Here is a 16398-nt window from a genome sequence, read left to right as displayed (position 1 = left end):
TACTAGGCAGAGACGTCGCTTTCGAGCAATTTTTCGGCGACGAACTCCGCGGCTGGGAGTTGTTCGCTCTCCTCGAATCGAGCGACTTCGTCACCATCACGTTCCGCGACGATGGTCGGAATGAGCGTCACGTCGTACTCCTCGGTCTGTTCGCCGTTCTTGTCTCGGTCTACCTCGTATACGTGCACTTGGTCGTCGGGGACGCCTGCGGCGTCCAACGCGGCGAAGAAGTCCGGGAGTGCGTTCCGGCAGTCGACACACCAGTCCGCGCCCCAGACCCGGTACGTTACTTCGCCGATGGCCGCTTCGATCGCGCTGACGGTCTCGCTGTGTGCGTTCGCATCCCACGTCGGTGTTGGTTCGGTTGATTCCATAGTCGTGGCTTGGGCCGGGACACGATAAACCACTCTTTCTTCCGGCATCTCCTGCCGGAGTCCAGTAGGGGTTTAGGTGTGGAAACCGTATTTGCCGGATATGAAATCGTCCATCCTCGATGCCGTGGGGTCACCGCTCGTCCACGTGCGCTCGCCAGAGGGTGCGACCGTCGCCGCGAAAATCGAGTCGTTCAATCCCGGCGGGTCGGCCAAAGACCGTCCGGCGTTGGCGATGGTCGAAGCCGCGGAGCGGGCGGGCGAGTTGCAACCCGGCGACCGAATCGTCGAACCGACCAGCGGGAATACGGGTATCGGTTTGGCCGTCGTCTGCGCGGCGAGAGGCTACGACCTCACCATCGTCATGCCCGCATCGAAATCCCCGGAGCGTCGGCAACTTCTCAAAGCGTACGGGGCGGACCTCGAACTCGTGAGTGGAAACATGGAATCGGCCCGCACACGGGCGGACGAACTCACCGAGTCCGAGAATACGATACAACTCGGGCAGTTCGAAAACCGAGCCAACGCGGAGGCACACTACCGAACGACTGCGGAGGAAATCATCGAACAGGTCGAGGGACGGGAAATCGACGCCCTCGTCGCAGGTGTCGGTACGGGTGGAACGATCACTGGGACCGCAACACGCCTATTGGAGGAGTACCCCGACATGGAGATTGTCGCAGTCGAACCGGAACGAAACGCAGTCCTCTCGACGGGAGAGCCGGGCGAGGACGAGTATCAGGGCATGGGACCCGGATTCGTCAGCGACCTCCTCGACACCGACCTCCTCGATTCGGTCGAGACCGTTTCGTTGGAGGCGGCCGAAGAAGAGGCTCGCCGACTCGCTCGCGAGGAAGGGATCCTGGTAGGTCAGTCCAGCGGTGCAGCGAGCGTCGCCGCCTACCGCGTCGCCGAGCGACTCGCTCAACCCGACCTCAACTGTCCGGAGATGCCCGAGGAATGGAGCGAGATGATGGAAGGCGGTGAATTCGACTCGCCATCTCCGGTGACGTCCGACGGCGGGGTCGAACAGGGATACGACGACTGTCCCCTCGTCATCACTCTCTTCCCGGACAGCGGCGAACGATACCTCTCGACCGGGATGTTCGATTGAAGAGTCGCTTCGGTTCGATCAGCAGAACTCACGAACGAGTTCGTTGAACTCCGTCGGTTTTTCACGGGGTGGCATGTGGCCGCAGTTCGGTATGAGACGGGCTTTTACGTCAGGAATCAAGGTCCCTGCCCGTACCGCCCACGAAACGGGCACGATCGGATCGTGTTCACCGTGAACCACCAGCGTCGGTACCGCGAGGTCGGGTAGACGACCGATGTAGTTCGTTCGAAGGCCCCAGGGTCCGACTTCGTTTTTCTGAAACGCGTCCCATGTCGTTCCGTCGTGGCGTCGAAGTCCGGCGAACGCCTCGGAAACGAGTACGTCGTCCGGTTTGCCCTCGATGACGCTGCGAAGCGCGAGGGCAGTCATCGTTCGACTTCGGGAGAGGAGGGAAAACGTGAGGCCGGTCAGGCCAAGTCGGGTGAAGGCGTAGCCAAGCGGTCCCCCCGGAACTGTTCCACCGAGGCCGTAGCTATCGACCAGCACCAGTTTGGAAACACGGTCCGGATCGTCAAGGGCGAATCCGAGGGCGATTCCGCCACCCATCGAGATGCCGATGAGAGCGGTCGTGTCGATGGCGACCGCGTCGAGAAACCTGCCGAGGACGGAGACGTAATACTCCATGGAGACTGAGGCGTCGGGTGGGTCGCTCCCTCCGTATCCCGGCAAGTCGGGTGCGATGACTCGAAAATCGTCCGCGAGGGCTGGAATCGTGTGCTTCCACGAAAGACCTGCCGAGTCGAAACCGCCACCATGTAGCAGGACGACCGGTGGGTTTTCAGGGGTGCCTGCGGAGCGGTAGTGAACTTTGAGCCCAGCACAGTTAGCAACGGTCGAAACGACGTCGGTCATCGCTCGACAGAACGATGGTCTGAAATAAATAGTTGGTTCGCTCCGGATTCGTCACTCGGCGAATCGGATTCGAACCCCGCCGATTCCGAGTCCACTACAGATGAAAAAGCATCCGAGTCCGAGGTGATAGGCCGCGGACATCGGTGAGCGACTTACTCCGGAAACGTTCGACGGCAACCGGACCAACTCGTCGAGAGTGAGCGGCAACTGAAGCAGGTCGAATCCGAATGACAACACCTGTACGCCGACGAACGCAAAAAAGAGTCCGACGAGTTGGAACAGAAGCGTCGTGTCCCGAATTCGTATCGGACCGACGGCCTTTCGGACTCGGATATCGGACGAGTTGGAGGACATTATCTCTAATATCGTCGATGTCCGTAAATAACCATATCGCTCCGGACTAGGGAACTCGAACTCTCGGCGGACGATGGGTCGAACGCGACTTTCGAGTCAACAGACACGCATCCGAGTTGAATTACGCGGGGGGGCCGATAACGGCGAAACTGGGTCCGATACACCACCATTTTCACGAACCGGGAACGACGAACTGGTATTTTTACCCCGGCGTGGCTCCAGCCAAACGGGTTCGAGCACGACCCAACCCATCCATTGACAACCCACTGACGCTCGGCCCACTCCTCCACTGACAGTACCCCCTACCCATTTTGACGGGCTTCGAGCAGCATCGTGACCGTATTTTGGAGATATCGCATGGCGGTCGCGAGACTCATCAGCCCTTCCATCATCGCCTGTCTGCTCGCGCCGTCGGGATAGATCCTGTGTTCGAGTTGAATCGAGTGTGCGTCCGTAAACTCACACGAGGTACCCTCCCCGTCGAGGAACGTGTAGAATCCCGGCGTCACCGCCAAGACTGGTCCTATTCGGGTCAGTAGTTCGTTTCTGTCCTCGTCGCTTTCCATGAGATTCCGAGTGCGCTCGGTGTCGAACCCGGTGTTACTGACCAGCCGAATCGGTCCCCTCGTCTCCTCTTTGATGACGTGAAGCGGCAGTCGTGCGAGCCGAAGCTCGATGTTGAACTCGGTCTCGTCGTCGGTTACGCGCTGAACGTCGTTGACGACTTTCCCGTCGAGCCACGCGATGACCTGCTCTTCGCCGATTACCCCCACCATACGTTCCACTCGCCGAGAACGTCGAAAAGGGTTGCGTCGGTGGTCGCAGGTAGCCGCCGAGCTTACGACCGAAATTCGTCTTCAGTCACGCGGACTACCATCGTCTCGTCCACCTCGCGCAGGTCGTACTCCGGAACCCCGTCCACGGTCCGCGCTACATACATCGGCTCCACGAGTGTCGTACCGGATTCGTCCTTCTCTACACCGTAAATTTTGAGCAGCGGGTCGGTTTCGGCGGGTTCGAGATCCCCGTCCCGAACCCTGGCGGCGAGTTTGCGCGATAGCCACTCGTCGTCGCTGATACTCGGTTCGAGGACGAGCGCCTCGTCCACGAAGCGGACGAGATACCAGTTCAGATCATTCAACAGCGAGGTCGCGGAACCGACGCTGATGGTTTCCAGTTCGAGGCAGTTTTGGTACGGTTCGCGGAGTTGGAACGTTGCGAGGGCGTCTCGCGCCGTCTCCCGGGAGAACAGTTCGGCGCGTAAATCGACCTCCTCCGAACCGACGAGCAGGACGCGGGTCACTGTTTCTGGGTTGGAGTGGCTGACTAAATCGATTTCGTCTTCTATCGGTGAGAAGTGAGGATATCGGCTTCGGTGCCCCCTCAGGAGAGGAGGGTGGTAACGTCGGTCGATGAAACCATTCCGACGTAATCGCCGTCGACGACGGGTAGGTGTTTGATACCGAAGGTAGTCATCATCGCGGCTACCTCCTCCATGTAAAGGTCGGGAGTAACGGTCTCGACATCTGTCGTCATTACATCAGAAACCCGTAAATCGGTCGGATCCAGACCGTCGGCAGCGGCATCGAGCACGTCGGAACTACTGATGATCGATCGCGGGGTGGTCGTCACGACGAGTGCACTAATATCGTTTTCCCGCATTACTTTCGCGGCGTCTGTAACAGTCGCGTCCGGTGAAATCGTCATTAACGGTGTCGACATCATATCTTTGACACGGGTTCTATCGTCGGTGCTCATATCGATACGAACGGTATCGAGAACTATTGTTGTTTCCCACGGTACGACACCGGGATATTGTAATCGGCTGGTCGAGGAATGCTCAGAGTTCCACGATTTCGACGTTTTCGGCGGCTTCTTTCGCCAGTTCGAACAAGTCGTCCGGGTCGGCGTCTCGCGCGATTTCCAGGGTTGCGTTCGTCTCGGGATAGTCCGGCGCGATTCGGTTGCATCCCGCCGGAATCGTAGAATCGTCGAACGTATCGATTTTCCGGGCGCGGGCCACGATGTCGCTTTTGTCCATCGTGAGGAGCGGTCGGTGGACGGGCATGGTCGTCGCTGCGCTGACGACGCCGAGATTGCGTGCGGTCTGACTCGATTTCTGCCCGATAGCCTCCCCGGTGACGATGCCGTGGGCGGATTCCTCTCGGGCGATGTGCTCCGCGACGCGATACATGAACCGCCGAAAAGTCAACATCCGAGCCGGTCCGACTTCGTCCGCGAGGCGGTTCATGGCCTCCCCCGCAGGGACCTTTCGAACCCGCATATCCTTGTTCGGTGCGTATTTTTGGAGTTTGCGAACCGTCTCGATTGCCCGCGCTTCGTGGTCGAGTCCGCCGTAGTCCCCCAACTCGAGGTAGACGGGAATCACTGGACTCCCGCGTTTCATCACCTCCCATGTCGAGACGGGGGAGTCGATACCGCCGCTGATCAACGAGACGAGTTTCGTCTGCGTACCGAGTGGGAGACCGCCCGGCCCGTCGCGTTTTTCGACGAAGACGAACGCTTCGGTCTTGCGGACTTCGACGGAGAAGGTGATGTCCGGGTCGTCCAAATCGACTTCCGGACGTTCGACCGCGTCCCAGATAGCAGTTCCGCCGTCACGTTCGAGGTCTTCGCTCGTGAAGGGGTGGTCTTTCGACGAGCGACGGGCGCGAACGGCGAACGTTCCTCCGTTATAGTGTTCGCGAGCGGCATCGACGAGCGTTTCCTCGATATGTTCCTGTTCCGGCGAGACGACGACCGCCGGACTGGCGGATTGCACGCCGAACGTGTCCGCCGCCGCAGTCGTCGCGTCCTCGACCAATTCTTCGTCCGTGTGGACGAGCAGGCGGGACCAGCGACGTTCGACCTCCGCGTCGATGCCGCGGTCTTCGAGTATCGCCGCCATGTTGTCGCGGAGCCGTCGCTCCATCTCCGTCTGCACTTTCCCACTTTTCACGCCCACGTCCCCGTGTCGGACGAGGACGGTATCGGCTCCCGACGGGTGCATAGACGGGCATAACAGTGGCCGCAATAAACGAGTGTCGAAGGCGATTAGAACGTCGTTACGTCGCCGTTGACCGCGCGTTCCGTAATGTTCGTAACGTTTGCCAGTTCTTCGTCCACGATGGCGACGATATCGTCCTCGATATCCGCCAGTGAAACTCCCGCTTCCGTGACGACTTGCGCGTCCGCGACGTGCGGTTTGTCGATCGGCCGGCCGATTTGCGAGAGCAGGCGAATCCGCATGTCTCGGATGCCATCGACTTCCGCGACGACGGTTTCGGCGATGCTGGTGCTGAGCAGGTTGTAAATCTTCCCGATGTGATTGACGGGGTTCTTCCCGCTCGTGGCTTCCATACTCATCGAGCGGTTCGGCGTGATGAGACCGTTCGCGCGGTTCCCGCGTCCGACGGAGCCGTCGTCACCCATCTCGGCGCTCGTTCCGGTCGTGGTGAGATAGATGCTGTCGTCCGCGTCGGCGGTGTTGACGTGAACGTTCACCTCGCGGTCGGTGTACTCCTCGGCGACGTCGAGAACGTATTCGCGGACGTTTTCGACCATCGTGTCGTAGTCGTTCCGGTCGTCGATGTAGGTATCCACCATCGCGGCGGCGACGGTCACGTCGATGGTGTCCCGTTCGCGTTTGCCCATGATTTTCACGTCCGGGCCGAGCGCAGGGTAGTCCGCGACGAATTCGCTGTTGAGCCGCTGTTCGGCGTTGAGGACGATTTGCTCGGTTTCGCTGAGGGGGGCGTGTCCGACGCCAAAACTCGTGTCGTTCGCCATCGGGACCGTCGCGCCATCCTCGGAGAAGACGCTCTGGAGGTCGCCACTACCCTCACCGAGTTTGACGTCGAGGATGACGTCCGTGCCGACGTCGAGTTCCGGAATGTTCTCGTTCAGGTAGTTACGCGCCGCTTCCAGTGCGATGGTGTCGGTCGGGATTTTGGTTCCCTCGTACTCCTTCGTCGCACGTCCGGTGAGAAGAATGTAGATGGGTTCCACCATTTCGCCGCCGCCGAACTCCGGATTCGAACTGCCTGCGACGAGTTGCGTTTCGTCCGTATTGTAGTGGAGCACTTTTCCGACACGGTCGAGATATGCCTGCGAAAGTGCGCTAGAAACCGCTTCCGCGATACCGTCACAGATAGAGTCAGGATGACCGATTCCCTTTCGCTCGACGATTTCGATATCCTGATCTTCGACTGCCCGACGGTCGATCGGTTCGACCTGAATGTTCCGCTCTGTCATCATATCTGGTTCTCAGTCACGGATTCTATAACTTGCGGAAACGGTCTGCCGTGTCTGTATTACTCCCGTGTATCTTCGAGTAACAGACCGAGGTACGACGTTCGGACTTGTTCGTTCGGATCGAGATTCAAATCGACGAGCACGTCGAAGGCACCCTCCCGAACCGACTCCACATCGTCCGCTTTCGCCGCCGCCTCGACTTCCACGAATTCGCCGAGTCCCGTCACCGAATCCAAGGTGACGACGTACCCGTCGAGTTCGTACCGTTCTCGCTCCTTGTGAACCGTTTCCGTCGCCTCGAAGCCGAGCGCGGACAACAACGCGTCCACCGTCTCACTGTCCCCTACGACGGTTTCGTGTTCCTTTCGGGTCTTGGACTCCTCCTCGACCAACGGTCCCTTATACGTCACGACCTCGACGGTTTCGTCCTCACCGGCCTCCTGACGGATCCGGAGCGCTTCGTCGGTTTTCGCAAAGTCACGATGAGGGGCGTCGTAGTAGAAATCCTCCTGTGTAACCGTCCCGAGCGCTCGTGCACCGAGCTCGTTGAGGCGGTCACGAACCGCCTCGTGGTCGGCACGAACCTTCACTTCGACCTCGTACATGTTCGAGGGGATGAGCGCTACAGTGAAAAGATGCGCGGGACCGTTGCTCGTAACGCGTGCGCACGATCAGTCGATACTACGTCGGGGTTCACAGGCGATCTCGTCGGCGGACCGAACGAGACTGGACGTCAACAGTAGAACGCTCACCGCGAAGAACGTCCCGCCGACGGGTGAGGTTGGATCCATGAATGCCCAGTAGATCGGACTCGCGGCCACACCCATTACCGCGCTGACGACACCGTACATCGCGGGTGCACAGCAACAACAGGCCGTCGCCCCCGACGCCGCGAGGGAACCGGCGAACACCGAACTCGAACCGGTATCGGATGCTCGCTCCCATTGATTTGCGACGAAGGCCGCGTTCAGTCCGACGAGCGACCCGATGAATCCGAACAGCAGAACCGTCCCGACCGAAACGAATCCCGAGAGGGGGATACTCGGAAAATAAAACTCGACAGCAGGCCAGGAGACGAGTGGATCCGCGAGCATCACCGTCGTTATCGTTCGCGTCTCCGGCATTCCGATTCCCGCATCCGGATTCGTGCTCAGCGTCCCTGCCGAGAACGCGAAGAAAATCATGAAAAGGACGCCCGAAAGCACTCCAACACCCGATACGAGCCGGCTCGTACGAAGGCGAGAGAGGAGCGGCTTCGCATCGTGCCGGATGATATACCCCGTTAGCAGTACGACGCTCAGAACCAGTAGGTAGCCGATCGGGTTCGTCACCCCGTTGTTGGGGAGCACCACCGGATAGCTAATCCACGCGCCAAGCAACCCACCCAGCATGGCATACCGTGGGCGGTCCGGCCATCGCAACCGAACGATGACGAAGCTCCCGACCAAGGTGATCGATCCGATGAAGAGGCTGGCGAGGGGGTACCAGCGGTAGAATCCCCTGCTCGGGCCTGCAGGGGCGACGACTTGGATTTCGACGAGGCCGATTCCACCGAACATCGCCAGCAGACCACCGAGAAAAACACCGACGATACCGACACGTCCGACTACCCACGCGCGTCGAACCCCCATACTACTCAGACCGAGGACGCCCAGTCCCGTGATCACGAACAGAAGCAGCAACCAGTGTGGCGTTCCGGCATGCGTCGTCCCGCTGTGAGCGGCCGCGACCGGAAATCCGACGGCGGCACTTGCGACGAGCGTTGTGACCTGTGCAGTTCGACGAACGAAGGTACGCACGGCGTTCGATGAATTCAGACTCATGAATCGGGTGTCCGATGCCCTATATGGGTATCACTCCGAACGTTTGCAGTACCGGCTTGAACGGTTTTTGGTTCGATCCTCGAACGCCGGTTCGATGCTTCGAGAAGGAGCCGAACCGGATGAAGGACGCCGGTTTACGCAGTTCTCGGCGTCGTCCCGCCCGTCGCAGTCGCTCCCGAGGACTCCTCTATCCCGAGGTAGTTCGCCAGAGTTCGGAGGTCACTCGGATCGCGGCCGAACGATCCTACGTCGTTCTCCGCGACCGTGTTGTCGAACTTCAGGGAGCGATACTGGTCGCCCCCCATAGGGACGAACGGTAGCGGGTCGGCGAGGGCCAGGCCGATTCCAGCGAGTGGCATGGGAATCGGGAGGATGACGACCGATTTACCTTCCGCACGATAGGCGAGTTTCGTTACGTCAGCGAGGGTGAGCACTTCGGGTCCACCGAGTTCGACCGTCCGCCCGATGTACGATTCATCCTCGACGCAGTCGGCCAGTATCGGCGCGAGGTCGCCCACCCAGATGGGTTGGAAACGTGTCTCGCCGCCGCCGGGAAGCCCCGTGACGTAGGGTGTAGTCAGGACTTTCGTGAACGAGACGAACTCGCCGCCGTCGCCGAACACGACGGAGGGACGAACCAGAACCCACTCGAGGGAGGAATCCCGAACGACGTTTTCGGCCTCCCCCTTGGCACGGATGTAGGCGGTTGGGCCGTCCGGGTCCGCGCCGAGGGCGCTCATCTGGACGAGTTTCGGGACGGCACGTTCCTCACACGCCCGGACGACGTTCTCGGTACCGCCGAGGTGAACGTCCTCGTGGCTCGCGCCGGATGGCTGAAATAGCGGGGAGAGCGCGACGAGGTTGACCACGACCTCCTGTCCGTCGAACGCGTTTTCGATGGAACCGTAGTCGGTCACGTCGCCAGAAACGGTTTCTACGTCCGCTGGAAGGGCAGCGTCATCCGGGGAGCGCGCGAGCACGGTCACGTCGTATCCACGCGCGTCGAGTTCCTTCGTGAGAGCGGTTCCGACGAATCCGGTGCCACCGACGATGAGTACTCGCATACATCTTCGTTCAACGCTTGGGAACTTTACGTCACTCCCTGACGTGTTGGACACGGCATGTCGTCATGTCGTGGCGATGCTTTCGTGGCGTCAAGGGTCGCGTTCGTCGTCCCGTTTACCCACAACGTTAACCCCGAATCCGGGCGAAGTGCCGCGTATGATTGGCGCAGAAAGGATGGCCGCAGTGGACCGAAACGCCGAGGCGCTCGGTGTGCCGCGCAAACAGTTGATGGAATCGAGTGGCAACGCCATTGCCCGCGAGGTGCGCGAACTCGCGTCGTCGGGCGCGACAATCGCCGTCGTTGCCGGTCGGGGAAACAACGGCGGAGATGCGTTCGTCGCGGTTCGGTTTTTGGACGAGTATGACGTGTCGATACACCTCCTCGGTCGGGCCGAAACGATCGGGACGGACATCGCTCGCGAGAACTGGGTTGCATTGCAGGACGGGGAGTACGAGACGACGGAAGTGACGGATTCTCGTGACTTCGATCTTCCCGAGGCAGACGTTATCGTGGACGCCATGCTCGGAACCGGCGTGACTGGCGCGCTCCGTGAACCCGAGGCGACTGCGGCGAAACGGATCAACGATTCGAATACGACAGTTCTCGCGGTGGACGTCCCGTCCGGCGTAAACGCCGATACCGGTGAATCGGACGGAGCGGCGGTCGAGGCGGACCGGGTCGTCACCTTCCACGACACGAAACCCGGACTCGAAGGTTTGGACTGTAAAGTGACGGTCGCGGACATCGGAATTCCCGCCGCCGCCGAGCGATTCGTCGGGCCGGGTGACCTCGATAACGTTCGCGGCGACGTGGGCGGTCGCGTCTTCGTCATCGGTGGCGGGCCGTACACGGGCGCGCCAGCGCTCGCCGGACAATCCGCTTTGCGGGCGGGTGCGGACCTCTCGTTCGTCGCCGCACCGAACACCGTGGCGAGCGAGATTCAAGGATACGCCGAGGACCTCATCGTTCAACCCTACGAGGGCGACCGACTCACACCCGAACAGGTAGATGGATTGGTCGAAACGGCGGCGTCGTACGACGACACGGTCGTCCTCGGACCTGGGCTGGGAAATGCCGACGAGACTATCGAGGCCGCAGTCCGATTTCTCGAATCGTTTTCGGGCCGTGCAGTGGTCGATGCCGACGCGCTTCCCGCGATTCCCGACCTCGATACGGAAGCGACGTTGGTCTGTACCCCGAACCGCAAGGAACTCACGGAGCTGGGTGGGCCGGAAACGAACGACCTGCGGGAGGTTACCGACGAAATAGAACGCCTCGCCGACGACCTCGGCCACGTCGTGCTTGCGAAGGGCGCGACCGACGTGATTTCGGACGGCGAACGGACCCGAATCGTTCGAACGGGCAATACGGGAATGAAAGTCGGTGGGACGGGCGACGTGCTCGCCGGCATCGTGGCCGGACTGTTCGGAACCGCGGACGCCTTCGACGCCGCCTGTGTCGGGTCCTACGTCAACGGACGAGCGGGAGACCTGCTGTACGACGAGCGAGGAGAGGGTCTGCTCGCTTCCGACATATTGGAGACGGTGCCGGTCGCAATCTGGGGTGAGAGCGATGAGTAAGAAACCGGCGGACGAATCCACCGACGAATCGCCTGCTGACACCCTGACCCACACCGACGATGCTGGCGAGGTGCAGATGGTAAACGTGGGGGAGAAGCCCGACACTGCCAGACGGGCGGTTGCGGCGGGTGAGATTCACCTTCGGCCATCGACCATCCTGGCGATTCGAGACAACGATTTGAAAAAGGGGGACGTACTGGCGACCGGACGTATCGGCGCGGTACAGGCAGTCAAACACACATGGGAGATGATTCCGATGTGTCACCAGATACCGATCACGAACGTCGATACGGATTTCGTGATGAACGACGACCGCGTCGAACTCACCGTCGCCGTCGAGACGACCGGCAAAACCGGCTGTGAGATGGAGGCGCTCGAAGGCGTCACGACGGGCTTGAACGTCGTCTGGGATATGGTAAAAGCCGCCGAAAAGAGCGAGGATGGGAGTTATCCCGACACCGCGATTCGAAACGTTCGGGTGGTGGAAAAGGAAAAGCGGTCGATCACGCGATAGACGAGTTTTTGTTCTCGGCGGGTTCGAGATACTCCAGTCCCCAATCGCGCATGGCATGGATAACCGGTTGAAGTGACTTCCCCGTCTGAGTGAGGGAGTATTCGACACGGACCGGTTTCTCGCTCACGATTTCGCGGTCGACGAGCCGTTTTTGCTCCAGATCACCCAAACTGTCCGAGAGTACCTTGCTCGAAATCCCGTCTACTTCCTCTTTGAGGGCATTAAATCCCAGCGGCCCGTTTTGTAGCAGTCGATGCACGATAACCGGGTGCCACTTCTTCCCGACGAGGTCCGCCGTCGTGGTAATCGGACACCACTCCTCCCCGGCACACCACATCGACAACTGTTCCGATTCGTTGGTCATGTAGGCTTCTACGGTACTCGACCGGCAAAAAGTTACGTTATGAAATCGAGTTACCACTTGTAATCGAACAAGAACGATTCGTCGAGGACCCACGTAAACGATTTTCGTTCTTCCTCCTCCCGTGACAAACCGAATTGACGGAAGATGATCTTTCACCGAAAACTTCTAATCCGACTGCCGCCTAGCGGATACCGAGTTACTTTGACAATAGGTAACATTTATCAGTGACCGAATGGTACCTACTACTGTAGAGTAAGTCGATAACGACACGCTACCCAATGGCATGACTCCGAGCAAACACGAAGAAGACGATTCCCGACGGCGGGACGACGACCGATACGCCGAGCTGGCGGTGCAGGACGATTCCGTCCTTATCTACGACCAGAAGAATCATACCGCGTGGATTCGCTCGGACGAGCCTGTATCGCTTTCTTCGATGATTTAAGCCGACGGTGCTGTCGTCAAGTCGCTTGCTTTTGCCCGCGACTGCTGGATAATGGACGGCCGAGCCTCGAACTCGACGACGACTTCGTCGTCGGTATACGTTACGTCCTCGACGCGTCCGTGGTCGTGCACCCACGAGACGACACTCATCGTTTCCTCGGTCATCGGCATGACGAGTCGTTCGAACTCCCAGTCGGGAAGTTCGATATCGATACGCCGCTTCAGTTCGTCGATGTTCAGGCCATCCTGTCCGCTGATAGCGACCGGACTCGGTGCGAGTGCGGACAGCGCGTCCCGCTTTTCCGCGAGTTCCTCGTCGCTCACGGCGTCGATTTTGTTTAATACCGTCACGATGGGTGCCTGGTTTCGCTCGTACAGCGTGTCGTGACAGGTAACCAGTTTCTCCCGAATCTCGTCTATCGGTTCGCTTACGTCCACGACCAGAAGAACGAGGTCGGCATAGTACACCGCATCCAACGTGGATTTGAACGATTCGACCAGCCAGTGGGGAAGTTCGCTGATGAATCCGACGGTGTCGGTGACGAGCACGTCACGGCGGTCGATCGCCGCCTTTCGCGTCGTCGTCCCAAGCGTGGTAAAGAGGCGGTCTTCCGCCTCCGCCGTAGGGTCGAGGTCGGGATGGAGTTCTTCGTTCGCGCCGATCTCTAGATCCTCCGCGACCTGCTGCAGGAGCGTGGACTTACCGGCGTTGGTGTATCCGGCGAGAGCGACGAGGTCGAATCCGGATTCCCGACGTTTCTGCCTGCGGTCCGCTTCCTTGTCCGCGATGGCGTCGAGTTCGTTCTTGATCCTGCTGATCTGGTCTTTGATGTCCTGTTCGTGACTCTCGTCGTACTCGCCCAGCCCCATGAACCCCGGACGCTCGTCACGTTTCGCGAGACTCGTTTTCGCCTCGACCCGGGGGAGTTCGTACCGGAGTTCGGCCAGCTCCACCTGTAACTGTGCCTTGCGTGTCTGTGCACGCTGACCGAAGATTTCGAGGATGAGCCGAAATCTGTCGATCACTTTGGTTCCGTCAGGCAACCGTTGGCCCAGATTGTAGGTCTGATACGGGCCGAGTTGGTTGTCGAAGACGACCAACTCGGCCTCCGTTGCAGTCACGGTCTGTACGAGTTCCGCGACCTTGCCCTCGCCGAACTGGAATGCGGCGTCCTCTTCACGCGACTGTGTGAGTTCGCCCGCGATTTCGTAGCCAGCGGCGCGGGTAAGGTCCCGTAGTTCGTCCGTGTGAGCAGTTCCAGCGTCTACTCGTTTTGCCAGTATCGCTTTCATAGGAGTAGTTTGCGGGCGGCGTACGCGGCGTGGTGTGCGGCCTGCACGGTTTCACGTTCTGCTATGCTCTCGACGTACTTAAATTCAGGTTCGAGATGCTGTTCGACCATCCACTCGGGCTCTTCGTAAAACTCGCCACGTTCGGCGACGACAGGGCCGTCTGTCGGTTCCGGCAAGTCACCGACTGCGTCCGAAACCAGTTCCATGATAGCGGACAGCGTCGGTTTTTCGTGACTAACTGCGTATCCCATCCCCCGAATGCATCGAACGCGCGTCGTTCCGACGGTTGCGTGGACGGCGGCGGCTACCATCAGGTAGTCGCCGTCCTCTTCGTGACGGCCGCTGATGTCGATGCCGACTACGTCAGCCGTGCCGGGCCTTCACTCCGGTTCGTGCCGCGTTTCCGTACACGGTCGACCGTAAGCCGCGCTCGTTATTCAATCTCCCGCCCACATCGATATCGGCATCGGTTTCCTTTCGAAAAAATGTTAATTATTCCCGTTTCGTCCCCATGTGTCGCTTGGCAATGATGGCCGCCCAACGTAACGGTGCACGAATGAGACTGGTCATCTCAGCTAGACCACAAAACTCTTAACCTGTCGCTCTACTGAATCGGATAATGCAATTCGGGATCGAACCTCAACAACTCTTACCGGAATTCGGAGGCGGTGCTCTCATCGGCGGTATCATCGGATTTGCGGCGAAGAAGGTCGCCAAACTCGTCGCCGTCATCGTCGGCCTCGAGCTCGCCCTGTTCAAATTCCTGGAATCGCGCGGAATACTGTCCGTCGATTGGGACAAACTCACGGCAGGAATGCTCAAATCGACCGAAGCGGCACAGAGCGGCGCGCCACCATCGTGGGTGACGACGCTTCTCTCGACGCTCTCGGTGAGCGCGGGCTTCGTCGGCGGCTTCATGCTCGGCTTCAGAAAAGGGTAGGTTAGCGTTCTCGGTCGTCTCCGCGTCGATATCGTTCCCGCAGTCGATACCCGGTTACATCCCCAGATTCGTCCAACGACACCGCGTACTGCCCGAGGATGTCCTGCGTGTCGGGAATCGAACTCCGTTCGACCATCTCCACGACGACTTCCCAACCGTCGTCTTCGGGGGCGATCTCGATGATACCGTCCAGCGGATGGCCTACGAGTTCGGTTGCGACGTCCTCTATCGTCTCTCGGACGTCCATGACGTCGAACTCACCGTTTTGTTCCGCCGCCCCTTCATCGGAATTCGATTCGCTTTCGTCCTGTTCGGTCTCCTGGCTCACGTCTTCCTCGTTTTCGCCGTCCGTTTGTTCTTCATCGGAGTCATCTATCGTCTCGTCGTCCGAATCGTGCTGATAACAAAAGCCGTCGTCCTGTGCCGGACGGGTGCACCGCTCGCCGTCCTCGGTGAGCGCCCGGCACTGCTCTTCTGCATCCGACATGGTCACGTCGTGATTACGACGGTGTGACCTCTACTTCTTCGAGACTGGTGTCGTCGGATGCCGTTGCTTGTTCTATCCTGGACATTTCCTTCGCATAGTGGAGGAACGTATCGACAGACGCGACGACCACGCGTGCTTCGACCGTCAGTACTTCGATACCGACGACGGAAATGCGTGCCCACACGTCGATGACGACGCCCTTGTCGAGGATGCGGTCTAATACGTCCGCGAGACTGGAGGTGTCAGGTCCTGCTTGTACCATTGATTATCGACGGGAGTCTGCTCCCGATGGTACGTAATCGTGCAGGGGTCTATATCACGGTTGGGGCCGCCGATGCAAGTCATTTTTAAAGAAGGATGCGGAGGGAGATCGGAGATAACGTTCCAGATCGCCTCTCGCGGTCGAAAATCCCACTTATCGGCGTTCGTCGAGGTGATGGGATGTAACGCACCTCAGAGAGGCACACGAGTTATCATCCTTCGCCTCGACCTGTTTGCAGGGGGGACGGATGAGCGAACAATCGAACCACGCAGATAGGGAGTTCGACGTACTGCTCGGTAAACTCGAAGAAGCGGTCGATGCAACACGGAACGAGACGTCTCACGAACGATCCGAGATGAACGGCGAACCGGCACGCACCGATTCGAACGAAAAAATCGACGTTCGGGGCGCGCGCGACGCGTGTCGAGACGTGGCGGAGGAGCTGACCGGGTCGCCGCTCGACGGAATCGTCGAGGTCGAACACGAGGACGGTGAGGGCTGGCGCGTCGTCGCGGAAGTGATCGAACGGAGTTCGATTCCCGATACGCAGGACATCATCGGAAGGTATGTCATCAGTCTCGATACGTCGGGAACCGTTCTCGGGTACGGTCGTGCTGGACGATATCGGCGGGCGAGTTTCGACCACCAACGCGAGGCTATCGCCGCGAACGAACACTAAG

At 59.6% G+C, this 16398-nt stretch carries 22 protein-coding genes; 6 read left to right on the top strand and 16 right to left on the bottom strand.

Going from position 1 to position 16398, the window contains the following annotated elements; genetic code table 11:
• Positions 1 to 2: 2 nt before the first annotated feature.
• Positions 3 to 374 carry a thioredoxin family protein gene (locus tag OOF89_RS00570; RefSeq protein ID WP_266077587.1) on the bottom strand — a complete coding sequence of 124 codons (372 nt, stop codon included), beginning with the start codon at positions 372 to 374 and terminating at the stop codon, positions 3 to 5.
• Between the two features lie 100 nt (positions 375 to 474).
• Here OOF89_RS00570 and OOF89_RS00565 point away from each other — a divergent pair, with 100 nt between their 5' ends.
• The gene (locus OOF89_RS00565) at positions 475 to 1485 is read left to right on the top strand and encodes a PLP-dependent cysteine synthase family protein (RefSeq protein WP_266077585.1); all 1011 of its coding nucleotides are present in this window, start codon (positions 475 to 477) and stop codon (positions 1483 to 1485) included.
• Between the two features lie 18 nt (positions 1486 to 1503).
• Here OOF89_RS00565 and OOF89_RS00560 read toward each other — a convergent pair whose 3' ends face one another.
• From OOF89_RS00560 to OOF89_RS00515, 10 genes are all read right to left on the bottom strand, one after another.
• Positions 1504 to 2337 carry an alpha/beta fold hydrolase gene (locus tag OOF89_RS00560; RefSeq protein WP_266077583.1) on the bottom strand — a complete coding sequence of 278 codons (834 nt, stop codon included), beginning with the start codon at positions 2335 to 2337 and terminating at the stop codon, positions 1504 to 1506.
• A 51-nt stretch (positions 2338 to 2388) separates the two neighbouring features.
• Positions 2389 to 2691: a hypothetical protein gene (locus OOF89_RS00555; RefSeq protein ID WP_266077581.1), complete on the bottom strand. Its 303-nt coding sequence runs from the start codon at positions 2689 to 2691 to the stop codon at positions 2389 to 2391.
• Between the two features lie 302 nt (positions 2692 to 2993).
• A complete protein-coding gene (locus tag OOF89_RS00550) occupies positions 2994 to 3467 on the bottom strand; it encodes a hypothetical protein (RefSeq protein WP_266077579.1) in 474 nt (157 codons plus the stop codon).
• Positions 3468 to 3529: 62 nt separating this feature from the next.
• The gene (locus tag OOF89_RS00545) at positions 3530 to 3994 is read right to left on the bottom strand and encodes a DUF5804 family protein (protein ID WP_266077577.1); all 465 of its coding nucleotides are present in this window, start codon (positions 3992 to 3994) and stop codon (positions 3530 to 3532) included.
• 80 nt (positions 3995 to 4074) lie between these two features.
• The gene (locus tag OOF89_RS00540; protein ID WP_266077575.1) at positions 4075 to 4449 is read right to left on the bottom strand and encodes a CBS domain-containing protein; all 375 of its coding nucleotides are present in this window, start codon (positions 4447 to 4449) and stop codon (positions 4075 to 4077) included.
• 82 nt (positions 4450 to 4531) lie between these two features.
• On the bottom strand, positions 4532 to 5701 hold the full coding sequence (locus OOF89_RS00535; protein WP_266077573.1) for a tRNA sulfurtransferase: 1170 nt from the start codon (positions 5699 to 5701) through the stop codon (positions 4532 to 4534).
• A 44-nt stretch (positions 5702 to 5745) separates the two neighbouring features.
• The gene (locus OOF89_RS00530; protein ID WP_266079813.1) at positions 5746 to 6945 is read right to left on the bottom strand and encodes a methionine adenosyltransferase; all 1200 of its coding nucleotides are present in this window, start codon (positions 6943 to 6945) and stop codon (positions 5746 to 5748) included.
• A 59-nt stretch (positions 6946 to 7004) separates the two neighbouring features.
• Entirely contained in the window at positions 7005 to 7550 is a 546-nt protein-coding gene (cyaB, locus tag OOF89_RS00525) for a class IV adenylate cyclase (protein WP_266077571.1), read from the bottom strand.
• A gap of 66 nt (positions 7551 to 7616) precedes the next feature.
• Positions 7617 to 8768: a hypothetical protein gene (locus OOF89_RS00520; RefSeq protein WP_266077569.1), complete on the bottom strand. Its 1152-nt coding sequence runs from the start codon at positions 8766 to 8768 to the stop codon at positions 7617 to 7619.
• A gap of 134 nt (positions 8769 to 8902) precedes the next feature.
• Positions 8903 to 9832, bottom strand: coding sequence for a complex I NDUFA9 subunit family protein (locus tag OOF89_RS00515; protein WP_266077567.1), 930 nt, complete (start codon positions 9830 to 9832; stop codon positions 8903 to 8905).
• Between the two features lie 157 nt (positions 9833 to 9989).
• Between OOF89_RS00515 and OOF89_RS00510 the strand changes: the two genes are divergently transcribed.
• Positions 9990 to 11414: an NAD(P)H-hydrate dehydratase gene (locus OOF89_RS00510; protein ID WP_266077566.1), complete on the top strand. Its 1425-nt coding sequence runs from the start codon at positions 9990 to 9992 to the stop codon at positions 11412 to 11414.
• A complete protein-coding gene (moaC, locus tag OOF89_RS00505; RefSeq protein WP_266077565.1) occupies positions 11407 to 11928 on the top strand; it encodes a cyclic pyranopterin monophosphate synthase MoaC in 522 nt (173 codons plus the stop codon). Before OOF89_RS00510 ends, moaC begins: the two co-directional genes overlap by 8 nt.
• On the opposite strand, the gene OOF89_RS00500 is transcribed toward moaC, so the two are convergent.
• On the bottom strand, positions 11918 to 12292 hold the full coding sequence (locus tag OOF89_RS00500; RefSeq protein ID WP_266077564.1) for a winged helix-turn-helix transcriptional regulator: 375 nt from the start codon (positions 12290 to 12292) through the stop codon (positions 11918 to 11920). The two genes, moaC and OOF89_RS00500, sit on opposite strands and share 11 nt — an antisense overlap.
• A 283-nt stretch (positions 12293 to 12575) precedes the next feature.
• Here OOF89_RS00500 and OOF89_RS00495 point away from each other — a divergent pair, with 283 nt between their 5' ends.
• On the top strand, positions 12576 to 12737 hold the full coding sequence (locus tag OOF89_RS00495) for a DUF7331 family protein (RefSeq protein ID WP_266077563.1): 162 nt from the start codon (positions 12576 to 12578) through the stop codon (positions 12735 to 12737).
• Here the strand turns inward: OOF89_RS00495 and hflX are convergent.
• A complete protein-coding gene (gene hflX, locus OOF89_RS00490) occupies positions 12734 to 14029 on the bottom strand; it encodes a GTPase HflX (protein ID WP_266077561.1) in 1296 nt (431 codons plus the stop codon). The two genes, OOF89_RS00495 and hflX, sit on opposite strands and share 4 nt — an antisense overlap.
• Positions 14026 to 14340 carry a DUF2209 family protein gene (locus OOF89_RS00485; RefSeq protein ID WP_266077559.1) on the bottom strand — a complete coding sequence of 105 codons (315 nt, stop codon included), beginning with the start codon at positions 14338 to 14340 and terminating at the stop codon, positions 14026 to 14028. The genes hflX and OOF89_RS00485 overlap by 4 nt, the downstream gene beginning before the upstream one ends.
• A gap of 308 nt (positions 14341 to 14648) precedes the next feature.
• Between OOF89_RS00485 and OOF89_RS00480 the strand changes: the two genes are divergently transcribed.
• Positions 14649 to 14969 (top strand): FUN14 domain-containing protein, encoded by a 321-nt coding sequence (locus OOF89_RS00480; RefSeq protein WP_266077557.1) that lies wholly within the window; start codon positions 14649 to 14651, stop codon positions 14967 to 14969.
• A gap of 1 nt (position 14970) precedes the next feature.
• Here OOF89_RS00480 and gvpO (OOF89_RS00475) read toward each other — a convergent pair whose 3' ends face one another.
• Both gvpO (OOF89_RS00475) and gvpA read right to left on the bottom strand, forming a co-directional pair.
• Positions 14971 to 15456 (bottom strand): gas vesicle protein GvpO, halophile-type, encoded by a 486-nt coding sequence (gene gvpO, locus OOF89_RS00475; protein ID WP_266077555.1) that lies wholly within the window; start codon positions 15454 to 15456, stop codon positions 14971 to 14973.
• 13 nt (positions 15457 to 15469) lie between these two features.
• Positions 15470 to 15718, bottom strand: a complete 249-nt coding sequence (gvpA, locus tag OOF89_RS00470) for a gas vesicle protein GvpA (protein WP_266077553.1) — start codon at positions 15716 to 15718, stop codon at positions 15470 to 15472.
• 247 nt (positions 15719 to 15965) lie between these two features.
• Between gvpA and gvpO (OOF89_RS00465) the strand changes: the two genes are divergently transcribed.
• Positions 15966 to 16397: a gas vesicle protein GvpO gene (gene gvpO / locus OOF89_RS00465; RefSeq protein WP_266077552.1), complete on the top strand. Its 432-nt coding sequence runs from the start codon at positions 15966 to 15968 to the stop codon at positions 16395 to 16397.
• The last annotated feature ends 1 nt before the right edge of the window (position 16398 follow it).

The sequence above is a fragment of the Haladaptatus caseinilyticus genome (assembly GCF_026248685.1).
GTDB classification, from domain to species: Archaea; Halobacteriota; Halobacteria; order Halobacteriales; family Haladaptataceae; genus Haladaptatus; species Haladaptatus caseinilyticus.
Note: the sequence above shows the minus strand (reverse complement) of the source record. Positions and strands in the feature narration are given on the sequence as shown.